Below are 21,698 nucleotides of genomic sequence, written 5' to 3' on the forward strand. Positions count from 1 at the left end.
GATAGGCCGGGTGTGTAAGCGCAGCGATGCGTTGAGCTAACCGGTACTAATGACCCGTGAGGCTTAACCTTACAACGCCGGAAGCGTTTTGTAAGTATTGAGAGATTTTCAGCTTTGTTGACGGATAAAGTGAAAACGAAAGATTTTGCGCTGAGGCAAGGCGGCAAGCGAAGGAAAGGAAGGAGCATACAGGGGTATGTGACTGAGTTTACGAGTGAAGCCAGCGCCGCATCAGGGTAAAAGATTCGTTTGAGCACAAAGAATTTGCCTGGCGGCGAGAGCGCGGTGGTCCCACCTGACCCCATGCCGAACTCAGAAGTGAAACGCCGCAGCGCCGATGGTAGTGTGGGGCCTCCCCATGCGAGAGTAGGGAACTGCCAGGCATCAAATTAAGGTTATACCTGAAAAGGTAACACCGGTTATCAGCGAGACCCCGCTGGTAATGCAGTATTCGGTGGTGCGGTAGTTCAGTCGGTTAGAATACCGGCCTGTCACGCCGGGGGTCGCGGGTTCGAGTCCCGTCCGCACCGCCACTCTATTAGCAATAGCCCTGACAGCAATGTCAGGGCTTTTTGCTGTTAAATACCCTACACAATCATCCTTCCTGACTTCCTGACTTCCTGACTTCCTGACTTCCTGCCAATCAGCCCATTATTTTTTACCTAAAACCAGAGATAACATGGTTTATTACGCTTTATGCTGAGTAATCCACTCGCTCAGGAAATCAATAAACGCTCGCACCCGCGTATTAACCGCACGATCGCTGTAGTACACCGCATTAAAGGGCATCGCTACCGGTAAACGTTTCTCAGCTAAAACCTCGACCAGGCTGCCCGCCTCAAGTTCTTTATCGATCATATAATCAGACAAACAGGCAATGCCGTTGCCCGCCAGGCAAAGCTGCTTTAAGGTTTCACCGCTATTTGCCGAAATCGTTGGCTGAATGGTATAGAGTTCGCCATCTGGCTGCGCGACGGGCCAGCGGTTCAACGCTGGCGTCTCGATAAAACCAAGGCAGCTGTGCAGCGTGAGATCGTCAGCATTTATTGGCGCCTTATATCGCGTAAGGTAGGCAGGGGAGGCGACCAGTTTACGGTAGCTACTAAACAGAGGGCGTGCGCGCAGGCTGGAATCCGTTAAATTACCTGCGCGAATAGCGACATCAACTTTGCGCTCAATCAGATTGATGAACGTTTCAGAAGAGAGCAACGATAACGTGACTTCCGGATAGCGTTGGCGAAAAGGCTCAACCATCGGCGTCAGCAGATGCAAAACAACCGGCGTTGCCGCATCCACGCGCAGTAATCCACGCGGTACCTGGCGACTTTCCATCAGTTCATTTTCAGCTGCCGCCATCTCCTGCAGCAGTTTTTGCACTTTGCGGAAATAACTCTCGCCTTCCTGCGTCAGATTGATTTGCCGTGTCGTACGCGTCAGCAGCTCCACTCCCAGCTTCAACTCCAGCTTTTTTACCGCACGACTTATCGCGGAAGGGGCCAGTTGAAGCTGCTTCGCTGCCCGGCTAAAGCTACCGCTTTCAACCACGGCGACAAACATTCTTAGCTCTTCTGAAGACGCTTTCACACTTGCTCCTGTTGTAAATAGATGCATTCCCACTCAGTTGCGGATAGCGAGCACCCTGAGTTTGTTGCTATCGTAACATTTGCTTGCCTGTCCGGAAGGTAAATTCCGCGGCTTTAATTGAAAGTCTCAGCTGAAGCCCCTATAACTGAAAGCAGTATCGGTACAACAGACATTTTGCAAAACACGGGCGGTATTGTGCAGAAAAAAACCTATGCCATGAGGTATGTAGCTGGCCGGCCGGTGGAAAGAATTTTTCCTCCTAATGCTATGCTGCCTGTCGGTCAGGCGCTTCCGCCCGGCGCGCCTATTACCCCTGGCCAGACATTACGTGTGCTGGTATGGAATATCTTTAAGCAGCAGCGAGCTGACTGGCTGTCAGTGCTACAAACGTTCGGTAAAGATGCGCAGCTGGTATTGTTGCAGGAGGCGCAAACTACGCCGGAGCTGATTCGTTTTGCCACCTCTAACTACCTCGCAGCCGATCAGGTGCCTGCTTTTGTATTACCTCAGCATCCGTCGGGCGTGATGACGCTGGCGGCGGCACATCCGGTTTACTGTTGCCCACTGCGCGAGCGCGAGCCGCTGCTGCGTTTAGCGAAATCAGCGTTAATAACTGCTTATCCTTTACCTGATGGCCGGATGCTGATGGTGGTCAATATCCATGCGGTTAATTTCAGCCTCGGTATTGATGTTTACAGCAAACAGCTGGGGCCTATCGGCGAGCAGCTGGCGCATCATAACGGGCCGGTGATTATGGCGGGCGATTTTAACGCATGGAGCCGTCAGCGTATGAATGCGCTGTATCGCTTTGCACGGGAAATGGGGTTAAGAGAGGTCCGCTTTACTGACGATCATCGACGTAAGGCGTTTGGGCGTCCGCTGGATTTTGTGTTTTATCGCGAACTACAGGTAACGGAAGCCTCGGTGCTGGTCACGCGCGCTTCAGATCATAATCCGCTGCTGGTTGAATTCGCCTCATCGGATTCTGCCAAATCATAAAAAAAAGCCGATCGTACGATCGGCTTTTTTGTTCGGTCCGGCAAACTTAACTGTCTGGCGTCGCATTGTTTTTAACGAACAGGGTAATTTTATCACCCGGCTGAATCGAACTACTGTCGCTCAGCACGCTATTCCAACGCTTGACGTCTTTGATCTCTACACCATGTCGACGTGCAATACTGGCAAGAGAATCACCCTTACGAACTTTGTAGGTGATGCTGTTGCCGTTATCGGCCAGTTCACTTCCTGTCGCGCCACCGCCAAAGGTGAGCGTCTGTCCTGCTTTAATCGTGTTGCCGCGCAAGTTATTGGTACGCTGCAGCTCTTTTACCGAAACGCCCATCCGGCTGGCGATGCCTGACAGCGTATCGCCATTACGCACTTTATAACTGCTGGTCCCTGTTGCAGCCAGACGCGTTGGTTGTACGGCGGCAATATCACCAGACGCGAGTGAATTACGTAACTGGGCAACATTCGCTTTCGGGACCATAATATAGTGTGGTCCATTAGGCGCAGTAGCGCCGCGTTTGTAGCCAGTGTTGTAATTCTTCAGCTTAGCCACTGACAAACCGGCCATTTCCGCCGCTTGCGTCAGCTTGATCTGCTGGCCCACCTCAACACGCGCCAACGCCCGGCTTTCTTTCGGAGCCGGTAACCGTACGCCATAACGCTTGTTGTTTTTCAGGATATCCTGTAACGCCAGCAATTTAGGTACGTACAGCGTGGTTTCTCGCGGTAAAGAGAGATGCCAGAAATCGGTTGGCTTGCCGCGCGCTTTGTTCTGTTTAATCGCTTTTAGTACACGCCCTTCGCCGCTGTTATAGGCAGCAATGGTCAACAACCAGTCTCCGTCGAACATCCCGTTCAGACGTTCCATCATATCTAAAACGGCGCGGGTCGAAGCGACAATATCGCGTCGGCCGTCATACCACTGATTTTGCTTTAAACCGTAATTCCGTCCCGTACTCGGCACAATCTGCCAGATGCCTGCGGCATTAGCAGCGGATGTGGCGTGGGGGTTAAAAGCGCTCTCCACTATGGGTAGTAGTACCAGTTCCATCGGCATTTTACGTTGCTTAATCTGCTCGACTATCCAGTACATATACGGCTCTGCCCGTAAAGTTACATCGTGGAGATAGCTCTTGTTTCTTAAATACTTTTGTTTCTGCTCTCGGATCCGGGTATTTTCCGGAACCTCCATCTTCAGCCCGTCGCGAATGAAATTCCACAAATCCTGGTCCTGGGTCAGGGCCGTTCCATCATCCTGCCAACGCGGGGATAACATACGATCTGTAAATTTATCATTCTCATTTTGACCAGCTGAAGACAGACTCTGTGCATGCTGTTCAGGAACATTGGCATCGTGTCGCGATGCCTGGCATCCCATCAGCAAGACCGAGGCGAGAAGGATAATCGCTCTAGTCTTCATGTGTGTGTCAATGGTTGCTTAAAAGACGAGCAATCATACGTGCTGAGGCCCAACAACACAACCTTAAAAATTAAAAATCATCCTTCTTTTGACGTAGCAGGGCAAAAACGTCCCATGCATGCTGTGGCGGCGTGTTGAAGCCAAGCGCGCCTTGTAAATCAGCATCTTGCGTACGCAAAAATAAATTTATGTGCCGTTCGTGCCCCAGTTTTGTGGGCAAACTACTGCTGTTTTTAGCGCGTAACTCTTTAATTTCCTGATAATAGCGAGTAATTTCCCTATCTTCTGGCAGCGTAGCGTTAGCAAATTTTAAGTTAGAAAGCGTGTACTCATGGGCGCAGCAAACCAGCGTTTCATCAGGTAATTCAGCAAGCTTTTGAAAAGATTCATACATCTGCTCAGGCGTGCCTTCAAACAGGCGTCCGCAACCGCCCGAAAACATCGTATCGCCACAAAAAAGATAAGGTGCGCTGTAATATGAGATATGTCCTAAAGTATGGCCCGGCGTAAAAATCACCCTAAATTCGCAGCCCAAAACAGGCAGGATATCGCCTTCATAAACGATTTGCGTCGCCCCTTTATCTTGTGTCTCCTGGGGGCCATAGACCACAAGATCAGGCCATTTCATTAGCAGTTCTTTTACGCCGCCAACGTGATCGTGGTGGTGGTGCGTAAGTAAAATGGCCACCGGCGTCCACTGATGCTGTTCAATAGCCGCCAGCACCGGTGCTGCCTCACCGGGATCGACAATCAAACATTCCCCCTGGCTATCGCTTAATGTCCAGATGTAGTTATCCTGAAATGCTGGGATACTGTTAAGATTCATACACACCTCTCGCACGTCGTGAAGGAACACTGATGGTAAAACATGAAGCCTGCTAAAACACGTCAAATTCTGAACGCACCGCATTCATGGCGTGATATGCCGTGGGGAGAATCATTCCGGGATGCGCTCACCCAACATTTGCAGCCCTGCCTTAGCAAGCTGTATGGCTTTCATCTGCTAAAAATCGGCAACCTGAGCGTAGAGATCGATACGCAGGCCTGCGCCATTTCACATCAGGTTAGCGTAGGGGATCAGGGGCAGGATGTGCAGGTGATTGCGGATGCGATGCAGCTGCCGTTTGAGACGAAATCGGTTGATGCCTGCTTGCTGGCCCATACTTTGAGCTGGAGTCAGGATCCGCACCGCATCCTGCGTGAGGTCGACCGCGTCTTGATTGATGATGGCTGGATGGTGATTACCGGTTTTAACCCGCTAAGCATCCTGGGAACGGGCAAGCTGATTCCTGGTCTGCATCGTCGTCCACCCTGGAGCGGGCGCATGTACAGCCAGATGCGGCTGCTCGACTGGCTCAGCCTGCTGAACTATGAAGTGGTTTATCGCAGTAGCTTTCAGGTAGTGCCCTGGAATCGCCAGGGCGGACGCATGATGACCCGACATGTGCCTGCGCTGGGCTGCCTTAATATTATGGTGGCGCGCAAGCGTACGCTGCCGCTGAGCATGACGCCGGCAAAAAAGCTGGCCGGCAAAGTAAAACTACGTGCAACGGTTAACGCCACGCGCCAGCAACATTCGCTGGACGATCAGGATTCCGGCTGATAGCCGATATCTTCAAACGATGGGCTGGACGCAGCAGAGCGCGCCAGTTCATCGCAGCGTTCATTCTCCGGATGCCCGGCGTGGCCTTTCACCCATTCCCAGTTAATTTGATGATGGCTGAGCGCCGTATCAAGCCGCTGCCATAAATCAACATTCTTCACCGGCTTTTTATCGGCCGTTTTCCAGCCGCGTTTTTTCCAGTTATGGATCCAGCTGGTAATGCCCTGACGCAAATACTGGCTATCCGTACTGATAGTAATTTCACAGGGCTGGGTCAGGGCTTCCAGCGCGACGATCGCCGCCATCATTTCCATACGATTATTGGTGGTGCGATAAAAACCGGCACTAAAGGTTTTTTCGTGCTGGCGATAGCGTAAAATAGCGCCATAGCCGCCAGGACCGGGGTTACCGAGGCAGGAGCCATCGGTGAAAATTTCTACCTGTTTGCGCATCTCTGGTAGACTTCCTCCTGATAAAACGCCAAGTCTGACATAAACGAGTCCTATGAGCACAGCAATTACACGCCAGATCGTTCTCGATACGGAAACCACCGGTATGAACATGGTGGGCGTTCACTACGAGGGCCATCGCATTATTGAAATCGGTGCGGTGGAGATCATCAACCGCCGTCTGACCGGCAACAATTTTCATATGTATCTGAAGCCGGATCGGTTGGTGGACCCGGAAGCGTTCGGCGTTCACGGTATCGCCGATGAGTTTCTGATGGATAAACCCACTTTCGGCGACATCGCGGACGAGTTTCTGGACTATATCCGTGGCGCTGAACTGGTGATCCATAACGCCTCGTTTGATATCGGCTTTATGGACTATGAGTTCAGCAAGCTGAACCGCGGCATCAGTAAAACAGAAACCTTCTGTAAAATTACCGACAGCCTGCTGATGGCGCGTAAGCTGTTCCCCGGCAAACGTAACAGCCTTGATGCGCTCTGTTCGCGCTATGAGATTGATAACAGCAAGCGAACCCTGCACGGGGCATTGCTTGATGCCGAAATTCTCTCGGAAGTGTTCCTGACCATGACCGGCGGGCAGACATCGCTGGCGTTCTCCCTTGATGGCGAGCAGCAGCAGAATGCCGACGGCGGTGAGAACATCCAGCGCGTAGCGCGTACCTCCGGCCTGCGCGTGGTTGCTGCCAGTGATGAAGAGGTGATGGCACACGAGCAGCGTCTCGATCTGGTGATGAAAAAGGGCGGCAGCTGCCTGTGGCGTGCATAAATCATTTATTTTGCGCTAAAAAAAGCCAGTTCGATGAAAAAGCAGGCAAACGATCGCTGCAGTGAGAAAAATCGTTGACGAGCAGGCGTACTCCCCTTAATATGCGCCTCGTTCCCGACGGGGAACACAGCGCGGTGCGGTAGTTCAGTCGGTTAGAATACCGGCCTGTCACGCCGGGGGTCGCGGGTTCGAGTCCCGTCCGCACCGCCAACTATTCAGAAAGGCCGATTCAGCAATGAATCGGCCTTTTGCTTTTTGTTTTCCAGCCTCGCCCTTTCATCTGCCGCCTCATCACGCGTTTTCAACCTCAGTTTAAAAACGCCCCTGTCCCGATTATCACGCGAAAAAAAGATAACGCCTGCCTTTCAGCACCTACACTAACGGGAGTCATCTGCTCAAGAAAGGGGCCAGAGAATGAGTCAATCTTCAGAGAAGAAAGAGTACAGCTTCAATAAAAGTTATCCACGCGATCTGCGCGGCTATGCAGGTCAACCGCCGCATGCCGCATGGCCTGGTGAAGCGCGCATTGCGGTGCAATTTGTTCTCAACTATGAAGAGGGCGCTGAAAACAACGTCCTGCACGGCGATGCGGGTTCGGAGCAGTTCCTGTCAGACATGATTGGCGCAGCCAGTTATTCCGATCGCCATATGTCGATGGAGTCGCTGTATGAATATGGTTCGCGCGCCGGTTTCTGGCGTATCCATCAGGAATTTCAAAAGCGCGGCCTGCCGCTAACGGTTTTTGGCGTGGCGATGGCGCTGGCGCGTCATCCGGAAGTGGTAAAAGCGATTGCTGATGCGCAATATGATGTTGTCAGCCACGGCTGGCGCTGGATTCACTATCAGTCAATCGATGCCAAAACCGAACGTCAGCATATTCAGCAGGCGGTGGATGTGCTGATGGATCTGTTTGGCAAAGCGCCTACCGGCTGGTATACCGGACGCGACAGCCCCAATACGCGTCGGCTGGTGGTTGAGCAGGGCGGTTTTAGTTACGACAGCGACTATTACGGCGACGATCTGCCGTTCTGGACGCGCGTGACCTGTCAGGATGGCACCGTCAAACCGCATCTGATTATTCCCTACACGCTGGAAACCAACGATATGCGTTTTGCCACGCCGCAGGGGTTTAATACCGCCGAACAGTTTTATACTTATCTGAAAGACAGCTTCGACGTGCTGTATGAAGAGGGTGAAACCGCGCCGAAGATGATGTCGGTGGGGATGCACTGTCGCCTGCTGGGGCGGCCAGGCCGTTTCCGCGCGCTTACGCGTTTTTTGGATTATATACAGCAGCATGAGCGGGTGTGGATCTGTACACGCCAGCAGATTGCCGAGCACTGGATCAAACATCATCCGGCACCCGAAGCCTGAGGCTGTTAGCTTATTCGCCGTGGACGTTGCCGACGTCCACGGCTTTTTTATAGCTTCAATACAAGGAAAGCCTGATGACAAGCTCGCTATGCGACCAGATCAATCCGCCGCCGCGCCTGCTGATGGGGCCGGGACCGATTAACGCCGATCCGCGCGTGCTGCGTGCGATGTCGGCGCAGCTGATTGGTCAGTACGACCCGGCGATGACCCACTATATGAATGAGGTTATGACGCTGTATCGCAGCATTTTCCGCACCGGGAACCGCTGGACGCTGCTGATTGACGGCACGTCGCGTGCCGGTATCGAGGCGATTCTGCTGTCGACGATCCGTCCCGGCGATAAGGTGCTGGTGCCGGTGTTCGGCCGTTTCGGTTATCTGCTGTGTGAAATTGCGCGTCGCTGCCGCGCGGAAGTTCATACCCTTGAAGCGCCGTGGGGCGAGGTCTTTACGCCTGACCAGATCGAAGACGCTATCAGGCGCGTGCGGCCACGCCTGCTGCTGACGGTGCAGGGCGATACCTCAACCACCATGCTGCAACCGCTGGCGGAGTTGGGCGAGATATGTCGGCGCTACGACGTGCTGTTTTACACCGATGCCACCGCCTCGCTGGGCGGCAATGCGCTGGAAAGCGATGCCTGGGGGCTGGATGCGGTCTCCGCCGGGATGCAAAAATGTCTGGGCGGCCCCTCCGGCACCGCGCCGATTACGCTCAGCCCGCGGATGGAAGAGATCATTCGTAAACGTCAACGCGTGGAAGAGGGCATCCGCACCGCCGAACATCAGGATGGCGAGGATCAGATGATTTGGTCCAACTATTTCGACCTCGGTATGATTATGGATTACTGGGGGCCGGAGCGGCTGAATCATCATACGGAAGCGACCAGCGCGCTGTTTGGCGCACGTGAATGCGCTCGCTTAATTTTGCAGGAAGGGCTGGATAATGCCATTGCGCGCCACCGGCTGCACGGCGAGGCGATGTTGGCCGGTATTCAGGCGATGGGCCTGGCCGTTTTCGGCGATATCCAACACAAGATGAATAATGTGTTGGGCGTGGTGATCCCGCCAGGCATCCACGGCGAGCAGGTGCGCAAGCTGATGCTGGAGGATTTCGCCATTGAAATCGGCACCTCTTTTGGCCCGCTGAACGGCAAGATCTGGCGTATCGGCACCATGGGCTATAACGCGCGTAAAGACTGCGTGATGCAGACGCTAAGCGCGCTGGAAGCGGTGTTGAACCATTTGCGCTTCAGCACCGTACAGGGCGCGGCGCTACAGGCGGCCTGGGATCGCTACAGCCGTGGATAAATCCACGGTGAAATTGAAATGCCTGCTGCCTGCCAGCGTTAAATACGCGCTTTCTGTCCAGGCGGCGGCATCAGCGCGAGCCATCTTGCGGCAATGGCGCGCGTTAAATCTCACACAGACGCTCCGCCGCAGCGAGCAAAGTACTTTCCTGCTTGGCAAAGCAGAGGCGAATCAAGCGATGAGGAAAGGCGTCAGCGCAAAATACCGACAGCGGAATCGCCGCCACGCCAACCTCTTCCGTGAGCCAACGACAGAAACTGACATCATCCAGATCGGAAATCGCACTGTAATCGGCCAGCAAAAAATAGGTGCCTTCGCAGGGCAGGATCTCAAAACGGCTACGGCTTAACGCCTGAATAAAGGTATCGCGGCGCGCCCGATAAAACGCGGGCAGCTCGCGATAATGCTCCGGCTCGGCGCGCAGCATATCCGCCAGCGCCAGCTGAGCGGGCGTATTCACGGCAAAGGTCAGATATTGATGAACCTTGCGGATCTCGGCGCTTAACGGCGCGGGCGCAACGCAGTAGCCCACTTTCCAGCCGGTGATATGGTAGGTTTTGCCAAAAGAGGAGACGGCAATCGCCCGTTCGCGCAGCTGCGGATGCGCTAAAACGCTGTTGTGCCCCTCGGCGGTAAAGCAGATATGCTCATACACTTCATCGCTCAGCACATAAATTTCTTTATCGGCAATCGCCTGCCACAGGGCGGCGAAGTCGCTCTGCTGCCAAACGGTGGCCGACGGGTTATGCGGGGTATTCAGAATCACCAGTCGGGTACGCGGCGATAGCAGCTGCTGAAACGCCTGCCAGTCAACGCGAAAAGCGGGTGGCTGCAACGTTAAGCGCTTCATTACACCGCCGGACAATGCGACGGCGGGCGCGTAGCTGTCATAGCTGGGATCAAAGCAGATCACCTCATCGCCCGGTCGCACCAGCGCGGTAATCGCGGCATATAACGCCTCGGTAGCGCCCGCAGTAACCGTAATCTCACTGTTAGCGTCAGCAGCATAGTCGTAAAGCGTCGTGGTTTTGTCGGCAATCGCTTCACGCAGCGCCGTTACGCCGGTCATGGGTGCATACTGGTTAGCACCCTGACTTACGTGATGCGCCAGCCGCTGCTGCAAATAGCGCGGACCATCAAAATCAGGAAACCCCTGTGAAAGGTTAATGGCGTTGTGCTGCTGCGCCAGCGCGCTCATCTGGCTAAAAATTGTGGTGCCGAGCGAGGGCAGCTTACTTTCAGGAATCAACGGATTAGAACGCATAAATAGCTCACCTTCAGGACGGGTAGCGGCCCAATGTTACGGCTGTGTTGAGCCACTATAATCATGATGTTAGTATTTGGCAATCAAGACGGGTAGACGTCTAAACGCGAGATTTCCTCTGCAACGGCGAAGCCGATAAAAGGAGCGCAATGACAGTAACTCCACAACTGGCGCAGCTGGTGGCGGCCTGCCACTGGATTGGCCAACAGGGCTGGGCACCGGCGACCGGCGGCAATATGTCGATACGCGCAGGGGAAGGATTCTGCCTGCTTAGCGAGTCCGGCAAGGACAAAGGCAGCCTGACCGCCGACGATTTTATCGAGGTGGCGATCGCCAGCGGCCAGGCGCCGTCAGGACGCAAACCCTCCGCTGAAACCGGCCTGCATACGCTGATCTATCGGCTGTTTCCGCAAGCGGGCGCGGTATTACATACCCACAGCGTAAACAGCACCGTGCTGTCACGTATTGAAAAGGCAGAGGCGCTGCGGCTACAGGGTTATGAAATGCAGAAGTCGCTGACCGGCCAGAACAGCCATCTTGATAGCGTCGCGATTGCGCTGTTTGATAACGATCAGGATATCGCCGCGCTGGCGACGCGCATTGAAAGCTGGGCGCAAATCCATACGCTGCGTTACGGTTTCCTGCTGCGCGGTCATGGCCTGACCTGCTGGGGCAGGGATGTGCAGGAGGCGCGCCGCCATCTGGAAGGGCTGGAGTTTCTGTTTAACTGTGAAATGCAACGCCGTTTGCTGGAGAGATCATGATTCGCGCGATTGTTACCGATATTGAAGGCACCACCAGCGACATAGGTTTTGTGCATAACGTTCTGTTTCCCTGGGCGCGTCAGCACCTGGCGGATTATCTGCGTAGCCACACGGCAGAACCGGCAGTCGCCGCCGCGCTGGCGGATCTGCGTCAGGAGATCGCTCAGCCGCAGGCGGACACGGAACAGCTGATCGCCGTGCTCTACGGTTTTATGGATGAGGATCGCAAATCCACCGCGCTAAAAGCGTTGCAGGGCATGATCTGGCGCAGCGGCTACCTTAACGGTGATTTTACCGGTCATCTCTATCCCGACGTGTTGCCTGCGTTAAAAAGGTGGCATCAACAGGGGATTTCCCTGTACGTTTATTCGTCTGGCTCGGTTGCGGCGCAAAAGCTGCTGTTTGGCTACAGCGACCAGGGCGATATTACCGGGCTGTTTAGCGGTTACTTTGATACCCATGTCGGGGCGAAACGCGAGACCAGCGCCTACCAAAATATTGCCCGCCAGATCGATCTGCCCGCCCGCGAGCTGCTGTTCCTGTCTGATATTCATCAGGAGCTGGATGCCGCGCAGCAGGCCGGTTGGCACACTTTGCAGTTAATTCGCGGCGAAGCGGATAATGAGAGCGTCCATCGCCAGGTAAACCGTTTTGATCAGATTACGCTGGAGCCGTTTTCCTTATGAGTGAATTGACCATTTATACCGAAACAGAAACCAGGGTGCCGGTGTGGCACAGCACCGATCCCGAGGCGATTCGCGAGCAGCTGAACGCGCGCGGCGTGCGTTTTGAGCGCTGGGAAGCCAACCGTGAACTGGGTGAAAATCCCACCGCGGAAGCAGTAATTAATGCTTACCAACATGCGATCGATCGGCTGGTGGCGGAGAAAGGCTATCAAAGCTGGGACGTCATCAGCATGCGCGCCGATAATCCGCAGAAAGAGACGCTGCGCACTAAGTTTCTGGCGGAACATACGCATGGCGAAGACGAAGTCCGCTTTTTTGTTGAGGGCGCGGGGCTGTTTTGCCTGCATCTGGAAGGGCGGGTTTATCAGGTACTGTGCGAGAAAAATGATTTGATCTCGGTCCCGGCGGGTACGCCGCATTGGTTTGATATGGGATCAAACCCACACTTTACCGCGATCCGTATTTTTGATAATCAGGAAGGCTGGATCGCCAACTTTACCGGCGATCCGATTGCCGTTACCTATCCGCGCCTGCCGTAACCGCCTGCGGCTGGAAATAACCGGCCGCAACCTCTTCCGGCGTCACCACGCCGGTATCCAGCACCCAACCGCTGATTAATTTGGCTGGCGTGACGTCAAACGCCGGGTTCCACACCTGCGCATTTTCCGGCGCCCACTGTAGCTGACCAAAACTGCCGGATACGCCGGTGACTTCGCTGGCTGCGCGCTGCTCAATAGGAATGGCGCTGCCATCCGGACAGTGTGGATCGAGCGTGGTATGCGGCGCGGCCACGTAAAAGGGAATCTGGTGATAGCGCGCCAGCACCGCCAGGCTGTAGGTACCGATTTTGTTGGCAACGTCGCCGTTGGCGGCAATGCGATCGGCACCGACCCAAATCGCATCGACCTGCTTCTGCGCCATCAGCGCCGCCGCCATAGAATCACAGATCAAGCGATGAGGGATGCCGAGTTCGGCCAATTCCCAGGCGGTCAGGCGACCGCCCTGCAACAGCGGGCGCGTTTCATCCACCCAGACCTGCGCGATTTTCCCCTGCTGGAAAGCGAGCGCGATCACGCCGATGGCGGTGCCGACGCCTGCGGTTGCCAGCCCGCCGGTATTGCAATGGGTTAAAATTTGGCTGCCGGGCGTGACCAGCTCGCTGCCCGCCTGAGCGATGCTGGCGCATAACGCTTTATCTTCTTCCACCAGCCGCAGCGCTTCGGCGCTTAATGCCGCAACATAGTTACCCTCACTCAGCGCCTGCTTCATTCGATCCAGATTATTCATCAGGTTAACAGCGGTGGGGCGGGCGGCGCGCAACGTTGCCAGCGCCTGGGTCAGCTCACTTTTGCTCATGCCGTTTTCCGCCAGCAGCGCCAGCAGCAGACTGGCAGAGAGGCCGATTAATGGCGCGCCGCGCACCCGCAACGCATGGATGTGCCCTACCAGCGCTGCCACGCTATTGGCGTCCAGCCAGTGCTTTTGTTGCGGCAGAGCTTGCTGATCGAGGATCCACAGCTGGTTATCGCGCACCTGCAGACTGGTGGTATGAAGAGTTTGCATAACAGTGAAATCCATGTTGCGTTAATGCGACATATTGTGCCAACATGCGAAACGGAAGTATAGACGTCTGAACGGCTTTTACTACAGAATTGCAGAGGAAACGGATAATGTCGCAATACCGGACGTTCACAGCCGCCGATGCGGTGGAATATGCGCAGCGCTTTGGCGGATTAAGCGATGCTGCTTCGCTGGTCAGGGCTGAAGAGATCGGGGATGGCAACCTTAACCTGGTGTTTAAAATCTTCGATCATGATGACAACAGCCGCATTGTCGTCAAGCAGGCGCTGCCTTACGTACGCTGTGTGGGCGAATCATGGCCGTTAACGCTGGAGCGTGCGCGGCTGGAAGCTGAGACGCTGGTGGAACACTATCGCCACTGCCCGCAGCATACGGTAAAAGTGCTGCATTACGACGCCGGACTGGCGGTGATGGTGCTGGAGGATCTCTCCAGCCACCGAATCTGGCGCGGCGAGCTGTTACAGGGGCGTCACTATCCGCAGGCGGCGCGTCAGCTGGGCGAATATCTGGCACAAACGCTGTTTCATACTTCTGATTTCCATCTGCATCCCCACGAAAAGAAAGCACGCGTTATCCGCTTTACCAACCCTGAAATGTGCGAAATCACGGAAGATCTTTTCTTTACCGATCCCTATGAAGGTCATCCGCGTAACCGTTATCCAGAGCAGCTGGCGGCTGACGTGGCGGCGTTACGCAGTGATACGCGGTTGCGTAATGAGGTGGCCGGGCTGAAACATCGCTTTTTATCTCATGCTGAAGCGCACCTGCATGGCGATATTCACAGCGGTTCCGTTTTTGTCGCTGAAGGTAGCCTGAAAGCGATTGATGCCGAATTTGGTTTTTTCGGACCGGTGGGGTTTGATGTGGGGACGGCGCTGGGCAACTTGCTGCTGAACTATTGCGCGCTGCCGGGTCTGCTGGCGACGCGTGAAGCGGCCGACGGTCGCGAGCAGCGTTTACAGGATGCGCGCACGCTGTGGCTGGCCTTTGCCGAACGCTTTCAGGCGCTGGCTACGGAAAAAAGCCGCGACCGCGCGCTGGCCTGGCCGGACTATATCGGCAGCTGGCTAAAGAAGGTGTTTGCCGACACTATCGGTTACTGCGGCAGCGAGCTGATTCGCCGCACGGTTGGCATGTCGCACGTGGCCGATCTGGAAAATATTAAAGATGAGGCGATGCGCATTGAAGCTATTCGCCACGCCATCAGCCTGGGGAAAACGTTAATCGTCGCTGCGCCGCATATTGATAATATCGATACGCTAATCGCCCGTATTCGGCAGAACGGCTAGGTAGCGCATTGGTCCTGATAGAAAGTTTTGAGGGCCGAAACCCTTTTTATTGCTGTCTGGTTAACGTGTTGATTTTATAAGGTCGAATCCAGACGGGCGAAAAAAGGGTTTTTCTATGGGTAACGCTTTAAGCCTTTATCCTGCATATGGTTTACGCTAATCTGCTCCAGTTCACTGCCGTACAGGCAGCTTAGAAAATAACCGCGCAATCGTCCCACGCGGGCGGGAAGTTCACTGCCGCACAGGCAGCTTAGAAAACCTCAACAACAGTGATGACGATTACGACGACGTTCACTGCCGTACAGGCAGCTTAGAAACACTGCGCTAACCGGCAGAGCCGGTAAGCTCCGTTCACTGCCGCACAGGCAGTTTATTAAGTAATGCTTTCATGTGGTCACTCTCAGCGGGCATAACGAACTGATTGAAAAACAGCCCGCTTCGCCGCATACTTCTTGTACGGAAAGGCACCGTACATTTGGATATATTGAAACTGCACAGCAGCGCATCCGCCAGTCGGACATGGAGAAATATGGCAAACACTTTAAAGAAACAGCGTATTGATCTACGTTTATCGCCGGAAGATAAAAGTCTTATCGAAAATGCGGCATCCATCAGCAATTTAACGATCTCGCAGTTTATGCTTGCGAGCGCTTCAGCACGAGCGGCAGAAGTGATCGAACAGCACCAGCGTATTGTATTGAACGAGGCGTCATGGAAACGAGTAACGGAAGCCATCAGTAACTCACCTGAACCCAATGAAAAACTAAAACAAGCGGCCCGGAGTTTACAAAATATGGAGTAGGTTGTGGAAAATCTGACAATCGAAATTTTCACGGAAGAAGAGCAGTACAAGTTAAATAGTTTTGACTGCGGTAAAGCTTCATTAAATATCTTTCTGAAAGAACATTTCAAAAGGCAGCATAAAGCTAAAATATTGAGAGGCTATATGCTTAAAGCTCAAGGGCCAGAGCCAAGCGTTTTAGGTTATTACACGTTATCGGGTAGCTGCTTTGAAAAATCTACCTTATCCTCTAAAACACAACAGAAAAAAATCCCTTATAAAAACGTTCCATGCATTACGCTCGGTAGGCTTGCGATAGATAAAACGCTTCAGGGGCAAGGCTGGGGTAGTATGTTAGTGACGCATGCGATGAAACTTATTTATAACGCATCGTTTGCCGTAGGAATTCATGGAATGTTTGTAGATGCGCTGGATGATGAGGCTAAACAGTTTTATATCAGCCTCGGTTTTATTCCGCTGGTGGGAGAAAACAAGGATTCGTTATTTTACCCCATTCAATCCATTGAAAAACTATTTCAATTAAAGTAAATCCCGGCTTACCGTTAAAATACCGCGCCATTCAGCAAAGAAAAAGCCTGAACGTTACCGCTCAGGCTCTGGTTGCCACGCTAAAACGTGACTTATGCTGGGTAATCTTTATTTTTTCGTCGTCAGGCGGCTTCGCTTTTACGCTCCGGCGTCTGTTCCTGCTTTACCGGCTGGGTCGCCAGCGCATCGGGCTCGAACTCATCAACATTAATCGAGCGCAGGCGGCTGACTTCGGCACGTATCAGCACATCCGCTTCCTGCTGAGTAATCCACTGCTCCTGCAATGCGCGTTGCGCCAGCTCATCAAGCCGGGTAAACGACAGCGGCTTTTTCAGCTGCTTGCAAAGGCGATCGTGAATCACTTCCGCAGCCATCACATCCTGTAACGCCGCCTCCAGCTGCCCGGCGGGATTATGCTCACTCGGCGTCAAATACTGCCCACCGCCCAGGCGAGAGCGGGTTGCGGACGGCGTCTGCAGCAGCTTCGCCAGCTGATGATCAAGACGATCGGATGGCGCACGGCAATGGCGACCGGCCGGGAAAATCATCAAACGCAGCGTTGCCGCAACCGCCGCGTTGGGGAAATTACGCAGCAGATCGTCAATGGCGTTTTCCGCCTGATTCAGCGCATCCTGGACGCCCCAGTGCAGTAGCGGTAAATCGGCCTCATGACGGCCTTCATCGTCGTAACGCTTCAACGCTGACGAAGCGAGATAGAGCTGGCTCAGAATATCACCCAGCCGCGCAGACACGCGTTCGCGTCGCTTCAGGCTGCCGCCCAGCACCGACATCGAAATATCTGACAGCAGCGCCAGGTTAGCGCTGATACGGTTCAGATGTTGATAGTAGCGACGGGTGGCATCGCGCGTAGGCGTTGCGCTGCCGTAGCCGCCGGTGATGCCAAGCCACAGGCTGCGCACCAGGTTGCTGCCAACATGGCCGATATGGCTGAACAGCGCGCGGTCGAACTCAGACAAATCATTACGCTCCGCAGCGCCCATTTCACGCAGAATATAGGGATGACAGCGGATAGCGCCCTGACCAAAGATGATCATGCTGCGCGTCAGGATATTCGCGCCTTCCACGGTAATCGCAATCGGCGCGCCCTGGTAAGCGCGAGCCAGGAAATTGCTCTTACCGAGCATGATGCCTTTACCGCCAGCGATATCCATCGCGTCGATAATGGCGCGCTGGCCGCGATGGGTGCAGTGATATTTTACAATCGCTGAGAGCACCGCCGGTTTCTCGCCCTGCATAATGCCATAGGTAATCAGCGTGGCGGCGGCGTCCATGACATAAGCGTTACCGGCAATACGCGCCAACGGCTCTTCGATCCCTTCCATTTTGCCAATGGAAATCCTGAACTGACGGCGAATGCGTGCATAAGCACCCGTGGCCAGCGCCAGACTTTTCAGGCTACCGGTGGAGTTTGACGGCAGGGTAATGCCGCGGCCTACCGACAAACACTCAACCAGCATACGCCAGCCCTGACCGGCCATTTTCGGGCCGCCAATAATGTAGTCGATAGGAACAAAAATATCGTTGCCGCGCGTCGGCCCGTTCTGGAAGGGGACGTTAAGCGGGAAGTGGCGCTTGCCGATCTCCACGCCCGGTGTATGGGTAGGGATCAGCGCACAGGTAATGCCTAAATTTTCAGTATCACCCAGTAAATGTTCGGGATCGGAAAGCTTAAACGCCAGACCCAGCACGGTGGCGATCGGCGCCAGCGTGATATAGCGCTTGTTCCAGGTAAGGCGCATGCCCAACACCTGCTGGCCTTGCCATTCGCCCATACAAACGATGCCGGTATCAGGAATCGCGCCCGCATCGGAACCCGCTTCCGGGCTGGTCAAGGCAAAGCAGGGGATTTCCAGGCCCTGCGCCAGGCGCGGCAGGTAATGTTTTTTCTGTTCATCAGTGCCGTAATGCTGCAGCAGTTCGCCAGGGCCGAGTGAGTTAGGCACGCCAACGGTGATGGCCAGAATCCCCGAAACGCCCGACAGCTTTTGCAGCACGCGTGACTGAGCATAAGCAGAAAACTCCAGCCCGCCATATTCTTTTTTGATAATCATGGCGAAGAAACGGTGCTCTTTCAGATAGGCCCACAGCTCCGGCGGCAGATCGGCCATCTCATGCGTGATCTGAAAATCGTTAGCCATGCGGCAGGCTTCTTCTACCGGACCGTCAATAAATGCCTGCTCTTCCGCCGTCAGGCGCGGCTGTGGGTAATTGTGTAGCTTTTTCCAGTCTGGGTTACCGCGAAACAGATCGCCTTCCCACCAGGTGGTGCCTGCCTCAATCGCCTCTTTCTCGGTGCGTGACATCGGCGGCATCACTTTACGGAAGGTGCGCAGCATCGGGGCGGAGATCAGCGAGCCACGTAGCGACGGCAGGTTTAACGGCAGAAGTATCAGGGCCAGCGGCAACAGAAGCCAGGGCGTCCAGAGATCGAACAAGGCCATGGCCGCCGTCCATAACAGCAGTACAGCGCTGCTGACCGGAAGCGAAACGCGATGCCAAAAAAGCGCGCCGATCACAATCAGCGTCGCAACAATGCTAAGAACCATCATAATGAACCGCTCCGTAACAAGTAAGAGGTCTGACCTGTTGGTCTGGCTACAGGTTTAAAGCAGTTATAGTTATTTAGCAATTAAGTAACATGATAATTACAACCTGGCTCACATTCCGACCGCATCATTCTCAACGTATTCATTTCAGCAGCGGCTGTTGTCTTATACGGCGCTTGTTTGTGGCGTCAGCACGTAAGCTTTTAGCGCTCACGCCAGGTGTGTAATGGTCAGGCATCAGCGGTTTTATAATGATGTGGACGCCGCAGCTTTACCCGGTAACGCTTTGCGCCCCGTTGCCATTTCGGTAAACTTGCGCCAACTCTTTCTCCTCAAAGGACCTCCCTATGTACCAGGATATTATTCGTTCAGAACTTAACGAAGCAGCGGATACGCTAAATAAATTCCTGAGTGAAGATGCGAACATTCATGCGATTCAGCGCGCTGCCGTACTGCTGGCCGACAGCTTTAAAGCGGGCGGCAAAGTGCTTTCCTGCGGCAACGGCGGCTCGCATTGTGATGCGATGCATTTTGCGGAAGAGCTGACCGGTCGCTATCGTGAAAACCGCCCAGGCTATCCTGCCATCGCTATCTCTGATGTCAGCCATCTCTCCTGCGTCAGTAATGATTTTGGCTACGATTATGTTTTTTCACGCTACGTTGAGGCGGTAGGCCGGGCGGGTGACGTGCTGCTGGGCATCTCTACCTCAGGTAATTCCGCTAATATCATCAAAGCGATTGAGGCAGCACGTGCGCAGGGCATGAAGGTGATTACCCTGACCGGTAAAGACGGCGGCAAAATGGCGGGCAGCGCAGATATCGAAATTCGTGTGCCGCACTTCGGTTATGCCGACCGCATTCAGGAAATTCATATCAAAGTAATTCATATCCTGATGCTGCTAATCGAAAAAGAGATGGAGAAAAAGTAACGGCTTTAGCGCTGTTACCTGGCCGCGTCAACCCTGGCGCGGCTATCTCTGTTAAGCCGCATGCTTTAGTCACGTGTTAACAAATGCGCGCTCCCGCTGCTTGTCTCCGCCTGATTCGTTATAATCGTCACAAAACCTGCGCCGGAGGCCCGTCTATGTGTGAACTGCTCGGTATGAGCGCTAATGTCCCAACTGATATTTGCTTTAGCTTTACCGGACTGGTGCAGCGCGGCGGCGGCACCGGGCCACATAAAGATGGCTGGGGCATTACTTTTTATGAAAATAAAGGCTGCCGTACCTTTAAAGATCCGCAGCCCAGCTATAACTCGCCGATAGCGCGCCTGGTTCAGGAGTATCCGATTAAGTCCTGTTCAGTGGTGGCGCATATTCGTCAGGCGAATCGGGGGCAGGTATCGCTGGAAAATACCCATCCGTTTACCCGCGAGCTGTGGGGCCGCAACTGGACCTATGCGCATAATGGGCAGCTAAGCGGCTATCGTCAGCTGGAAACCGGAAATTTTCGTCCGGTCGGCGAGACAGACAGTGAAAAGGCGTTCTGCTGGCTGCTGCATAAGCTGGCAACGCGCTATCCGCGCACACCGGGAAACTGGCCGGCGGTGTTTCGCTATATTGGCGAGCTGGCGGCGGAGCTGCGGCAGAAGGGGGTGTTTAATATGCTGCTGTCGGACGGACGCTATTTAATGGCCTACTGCTCAACCAATTTGTTCTGGATTACGCGTCGTGCGCCGTTTGGCAAGGCGAAGCTGCTGGATCAGGATGTCGAAATCGACTTTCAAAAGCAGACCACGCCAAACGACGTGGTCACGGTTATTGCCACTCAGCCGTTAACCGGCAATGAAACCTGGCATCGGATTCTGCCAGGCGAATGGCAACTATTCTGCCTTGGAGAGCGCCAGGAATGACTGCGAGGCGGCGGGGGTGCCGCTAACCGGCGCGCCGTTCAGCACATATCTGCCGTTGTTCACCATCACCGTCGGCGGCTGACGATGCTCAACAAACCAGGCATAGCCCGGCTGTAACTCTTTCCAGAAGCTGGCGTAATAAGAGTTACGGTGGCGCTGCATATTGCTTTCGGTCATGCGGAACGGATAAATGCTGACTTCCACTTCCGGCTGGCCGTTACGCAATGCGGCATTCACATAGGTAAAAATCTCATCCATATAGGCGTTGGTCATGGCGTAACAGCCAACAGAGACGCAGGCACCATGGATCATCAGGTATTTTCCGTCATAGCCCTGCTGGCGATCGTACTGGTTAGGAAAACCAATATTGATGGCGCGATAAAAACGGCTATCCGGCTTAAGCTGACTCGGTTTTACGCTGTAAAAACCTTCCGGGCTTTTAAAATCGCCCTGACGGCGTTTTGGCCCAAGGCCGCCGGAAAAATTACAGATGCGATAGCTGTCGAGCAGCCGATATTCATTGCCAATTTTGCCGTACAGTTCCAGCGTGCGCTCTTCTTTAAAGATCTGGATGTAAACCGGCGTACCTAATAACTGCTTCTTTAACTCTTTGCTGACCGGTGCCAGTGGCTGAACTGGCTCCGTCACGCTTGCCATGCTGAGGGCTGGCAGAAGAATCATCGCAAACAAAAGTGCGATTTTGCCCATTCTTTTTCCCTTGGTGATGAGGGGATAAACTGCAACGCCCTGCGGCGTCTGTGACGTGTATAATCGGATAATTCCGCTATTGCTGCGCAACATTATCACTGTCTGTTTTTTTATCAAGATGCCAG

General features: G+C 54.1%; 21 protein-coding genes, 2 tRNA genes and 1 rRNA gene. 16 read left to right on the forward strand and 8 right to left on the reverse strand.

Annotation, left to right across the window (positions count from 1 at the left end; all coding sequences use genetic code 11):
* Window positions 1-267: 267 nt before the first annotated feature.
* Together rrf and J2X14_RS12630 are read left to right on the forward strand one after the other, a co-directional pair.
* Window positions 268-383: ribosomal RNA gene (rrf, locus tag J2X14_RS12625) — 5S ribosomal RNA — on the forward strand.
* Window positions 384-456: 73 nt separating this feature from the next.
* Window positions 457-533 (forward strand) — tRNA-Asp (locus J2X14_RS12630).
* A gap of 154 nt (window positions 534-687) precedes the next feature.
* Here J2X14_RS12630 and yafC read toward each other — a convergent pair.
* A complete protein-coding gene (gene yafC / locus J2X14_RS12635; protein WP_352411558.1) occupies window positions 688-1,584 on the reverse strand; it encodes a DNA-binding transcriptional regulator YafC in 897 nt (298 codons plus the stop codon).
* A 195-nt stretch (window positions 1,585-1,779) separates the two neighbouring features.
* Here yafC and J2X14_RS12640 point away from each other — a divergent pair, with 195 nt between their 5' ends.
* Window positions 1,780-2,583 (forward strand): endonuclease/exonuclease/phosphatase family protein, encoded by an 804-nt coding sequence (locus J2X14_RS12640; RefSeq protein ID WP_352411559.1) that lies wholly within the window; start codon window positions 1,780-1,782, stop codon window positions 2,581-2,583.
* Window positions 2,584-2,629: 46 nt separating this feature from the next.
* On the opposite strand, the gene mltD is transcribed toward J2X14_RS12640, so the two are convergent.
* Together mltD and gloB are read right to left on the reverse strand one after the other, a co-directional pair.
* Window positions 2,630-4,012, reverse strand: a complete 1,383-nt coding sequence (gene mltD / locus J2X14_RS12645) for a murein transglycosylase D (RefSeq protein WP_352411560.1) — start codon at window positions 4,010-4,012, stop codon at window positions 2,630-2,632.
* Between the two features lie 70 nt (window positions 4,013-4,082).
* On the reverse strand, window positions 4,083-4,838 hold the full coding sequence (gene gloB, locus J2X14_RS12650; protein ID WP_352411561.1) for a hydroxyacylglutathione hydrolase: 756 nt from the start codon (window positions 4,836-4,838) through the stop codon (window positions 4,083-4,085).
* A 42-nt stretch (window positions 4,839-4,880) separates the two neighbouring features.
* On the opposite strand from gloB, the gene J2X14_RS12655 reads away from it, so the two are divergent.
* A complete protein-coding gene (locus J2X14_RS12655) occupies window positions 4,881-5,615 on the forward strand; it encodes a class I SAM-dependent methyltransferase (protein ID WP_352411562.1) in 735 nt (244 codons plus the stop codon).
* Here the strand turns inward: J2X14_RS12655 and rnhA are convergent.
* Complete coding sequence (rnhA, locus tag J2X14_RS12660; protein ID WP_502890006.1) at window positions 5,600-6,067, reverse strand: ribonuclease HI; 468 nt, start codon at window positions 6,065-6,067, stop codon at window positions 5,600-5,602. The two genes, J2X14_RS12655 and rnhA, sit on opposite strands and share 16 nt — an antisense overlap.
* 52 nt (window positions 6,068-6,119) lie before the next feature.
* Between rnhA and dnaQ the strand changes: the two genes are divergently transcribed.
* From dnaQ to J2X14_RS12680, 4 genes are all read left to right on the forward strand, one after another.
* A complete protein-coding gene (gene dnaQ, locus J2X14_RS12665; protein ID WP_352411564.1) occupies window positions 6,120-6,851 on the forward strand; it encodes a DNA polymerase III subunit epsilon in 732 nt (243 codons plus the stop codon).
* A gap of 133 nt (window positions 6,852-6,984) precedes the next feature.
* Window positions 6,985-7,061, forward strand: a tRNA-Asp gene (locus J2X14_RS12670).
* 204 nt (window positions 7,062-7,265) lie between these two features.
* The gene (puuE, locus tag J2X14_RS12675; RefSeq protein ID WP_352411565.1) at window positions 7,266-8,225 is read left to right on the forward strand and encodes an allantoinase PuuE; all 960 of its coding nucleotides are present in this window, start codon (window positions 7,266-7,268) and stop codon (window positions 8,223-8,225) included.
* A gap of 74 nt (window positions 8,226-8,299) precedes the next feature.
* Window positions 8,300-9,532: a pyridoxal-phosphate-dependent aminotransferase family protein gene (locus J2X14_RS12680; protein ID WP_352411566.1), complete on the forward strand. Its 1,233-nt coding sequence runs from the start codon at window positions 8,300-8,302 to the stop codon at window positions 9,530-9,532.
* A 103-nt stretch (window positions 9,533-9,635) separates the two neighbouring features.
* On the opposite strand, the gene J2X14_RS12685 is transcribed toward J2X14_RS12680, so the two are convergent.
* Window positions 9,636-10,796 (reverse strand): pyridoxal phosphate-dependent aminotransferase, encoded by a 1,161-nt coding sequence (locus tag J2X14_RS12685; RefSeq protein WP_352411567.1) that lies wholly within the window; start codon window positions 10,794-10,796, stop codon window positions 9,636-9,638.
* Between the two features lie 149 nt (window positions 10,797-10,945).
* Between J2X14_RS12685 and J2X14_RS12690 the strand changes: the two genes are divergently transcribed.
* From J2X14_RS12690 to J2X14_RS12700, 3 genes are read left to right on the forward strand one after another with little or no spacing between them, the layout of a single operon-like run.
* Window positions 10,946-11,560: a methylthioribulose 1-phosphate dehydratase gene (locus tag J2X14_RS12690; RefSeq protein WP_352411568.1), complete on the forward strand. Its 615-nt coding sequence runs from the start codon at window positions 10,946-10,948 to the stop codon at window positions 11,558-11,560.
* Entirely contained in the window at window positions 11,557-12,246 is a 690-nt protein-coding gene (gene mtnC, locus J2X14_RS12695) for an acireductone synthase (RefSeq protein ID WP_352411569.1), read from the forward strand. The genes J2X14_RS12690 and mtnC overlap by 4 nt, the downstream gene beginning before the upstream one ends.
* Entirely contained in the window at window positions 12,243-12,785 is a 543-nt protein-coding gene (locus J2X14_RS12700) for a 1,2-dihydroxy-3-keto-5-methylthiopentene dioxygenase (protein ID WP_352411570.1), read from the forward strand. The genes mtnC and J2X14_RS12700 overlap by 4 nt, the downstream gene beginning before the upstream one ends.
* Here the strand turns inward: J2X14_RS12700 and mtnA are convergent.
* On the reverse strand, window positions 12,763-13,809 hold the full coding sequence (gene mtnA / locus J2X14_RS12705) for an S-methyl-5-thioribose-1-phosphate isomerase (protein ID WP_352411571.1): 1,047 nt from the start codon (window positions 13,807-13,809) through the stop codon (window positions 12,763-12,765). The genes J2X14_RS12700 and mtnA overlap by 23 nt on opposite strands.
* 107 nt (window positions 13,810-13,916) lie before the next feature.
* Here mtnA and mtnK point away from each other — a divergent pair, with 107 nt between their 5' ends.
* The 3 genes from mtnK to J2X14_RS12720 all read left to right on the forward strand — a co-directional run bounded on the left by mtnK (window position 13,917) and on the right by J2X14_RS12720 (window position 16,446).
* A complete protein-coding gene (mtnK, locus tag J2X14_RS12710; RefSeq protein WP_352411572.1) occupies window positions 13,917-15,116 on the forward strand; it encodes an S-methyl-5-thioribose kinase in 1,200 nt (399 codons plus the stop codon).
* A gap of 529 nt (window positions 15,117-15,645) precedes the next feature.
* Window positions 15,646-15,918, forward strand: coding sequence for a type II toxin-antitoxin system TacA family antitoxin (locus tag J2X14_RS12715; protein WP_352411573.1), 273 nt, complete (start codon window positions 15,646-15,648; stop codon window positions 15,916-15,918).
* 3 nt (window positions 15,919-15,921) lie between these two features.
* Window positions 15,922-16,446, forward strand: coding sequence for a GNAT family N-acetyltransferase (locus J2X14_RS12720; protein ID WP_352411574.1), 525 nt, complete (start codon window positions 15,922-15,924; stop codon window positions 16,444-16,446).
* 122 nt (window positions 16,447-16,568) lie between these two features.
* On the opposite strand, the gene fadE is transcribed toward J2X14_RS12720, so the two are convergent.
* Complete coding sequence (gene fadE, locus J2X14_RS12725; RefSeq protein WP_352411575.1) at window positions 16,569-19,016, reverse strand: acyl-CoA dehydrogenase FadE; 2,448 nt, start codon at window positions 19,014-19,016, stop codon at window positions 16,569-16,571.
* A 344-nt stretch (window positions 19,017-19,360) separates the two neighbouring features.
* Between fadE and lpcA the strand changes: the two genes are divergently transcribed.
* Window positions 19,361-19,942, forward strand: a complete 582-nt coding sequence (gene lpcA / locus J2X14_RS12730; RefSeq protein WP_084971004.1) for a D-sedoheptulose 7-phosphate isomerase — start codon at window positions 19,361-19,363, stop codon at window positions 19,940-19,942.
* Between the two features lie 155 nt (window positions 19,943-20,097).
* Window positions 20,098-20,865, forward strand: a complete 768-nt coding sequence (locus J2X14_RS12735) for a class II glutamine amidotransferase (RefSeq protein WP_352411576.1) — start codon at window positions 20,098-20,100, stop codon at window positions 20,863-20,865.
* Here the strand turns inward: J2X14_RS12735 and dpaA are convergent.
* The gene (gene dpaA / locus J2X14_RS12740; protein WP_352411577.1) at window positions 20,836-21,573 is read right to left on the reverse strand and encodes a peptidoglycan meso-diaminopimelic acid protein amidase; all 738 of its coding nucleotides are present in this window, start codon (window positions 21,571-21,573) and stop codon (window positions 20,836-20,838) included. The two genes, J2X14_RS12735 and dpaA, sit on opposite strands and share 30 nt — an antisense overlap.
* Window positions 21,574-21,698: the final 125 nt, after the last annotated feature.

It is taken from the genome of Mixta sp. BE291, from assembly GCF_031457955.1.
Classification (GTDB): Bacteria; Pseudomonadota; Gammaproteobacteria; order Enterobacterales; family Enterobacteriaceae; genus Mixta.

Bases quoted from the DNA above. Each gene is read 5' to 3' on its own strand.
- mltD (WP_352411560.1), bottom strand. From the start codon at position 4,012: ATGAAGACTAGAGCGATTATCCTTCTCGCCTCGGTCTTGCTGATGGGA.
- gloB (WP_352411561.1), bottom strand. From the start codon at position 4,838: ATGAATCTTAACAGTATCCCAGCATTTCAGGATAACTACATCTGGACA.
- J2X14_RS12655 (WP_352411562.1), top strand. From the start codon at position 4,881: ATGAAGCCTGCTAAAACACGTCAAATTCTGAACGCACCGCATTCATGG.
- rnhA (WP_502890006.1), bottom strand. From the start codon at position 6,067: ATGCGCAAACAGGTAGAAATTTTCACCGATGGCTCCTGCCTCGGTAAC.
- dnaQ (WP_352411564.1), top strand. From the start codon at position 6,120: ATGAGCACAGCAATTACACGCCAGATCGTTCTCGATACGGAAACCACC.
- puuE (WP_352411565.1), top strand. From the start codon at position 7,266: ATGAGTCAATCTTCAGAGAAGAAAGAGTACAGCTTCAATAAAAGTTAT.
- J2X14_RS12680 (WP_352411566.1), top strand. From the start codon at position 8,300: ATGACAAGCTCGCTATGCGACCAGATCAATCCGCCGCCGCGCCTGCTG.
- J2X14_RS12685 (WP_352411567.1), bottom strand. From the start codon at position 10,796: ATGCGTTCTAATCCGTTGATTCCTGAAAGTAAGCTGCCCTCGCTCGGC.
- J2X14_RS12690 (WP_352411568.1), top strand. From the start codon at position 10,946: ATGACAGTAACTCCACAACTGGCGCAGCTGGTGGCGGCCTGCCACTGG.
- mtnC (WP_352411569.1), top strand. From the start codon at position 11,557: ATGATTCGCGCGATTGTTACCGATATTGAAGGCACCACCAGCGACATA.
- J2X14_RS12700 (WP_352411570.1), top strand. From the start codon at position 12,243: ATGAGTGAATTGACCATTTATACCGAAACAGAAACCAGGGTGCCGGTG.
- mtnA (WP_352411571.1), bottom strand. From the start codon at position 13,809: ATGCAAACTCTTCATACCACCAGTCTGCAGGTGCGCGATAACCAGCTG.
- mtnK (WP_352411572.1), top strand. From the start codon at position 13,917: ATGTCGCAATACCGGACGTTCACAGCCGCCGATGCGGTGGAATATGCG.
- J2X14_RS12715 (WP_352411573.1), top strand. From the start codon at position 15,646: ATGGCAAACACTTTAAAGAAACAGCGTATTGATCTACGTTTATCGCCG.
- fadE (WP_352411575.1), bottom strand. From the start codon at position 19,016: ATGATGGTTCTTAGCATTGTTGCGACGCTGATTGTGATCGGCGCGCTT.
- lpcA (WP_084971004.1), top strand. From the start codon at position 19,361: ATGTACCAGGATATTATTCGTTCAGAACTTAACGAAGCAGCGGATACG.
- J2X14_RS12735 (WP_352411576.1), top strand. From the start codon at position 20,098: ATGTGTGAACTGCTCGGTATGAGCGCTAATGTCCCAACTGATATTTGC.
- dpaA (WP_352411577.1), bottom strand. From the start codon at position 21,573: ATGGGCAAAATCGCACTTTTGTTTGCGATGATTCTTCTGCCAGCCCTC.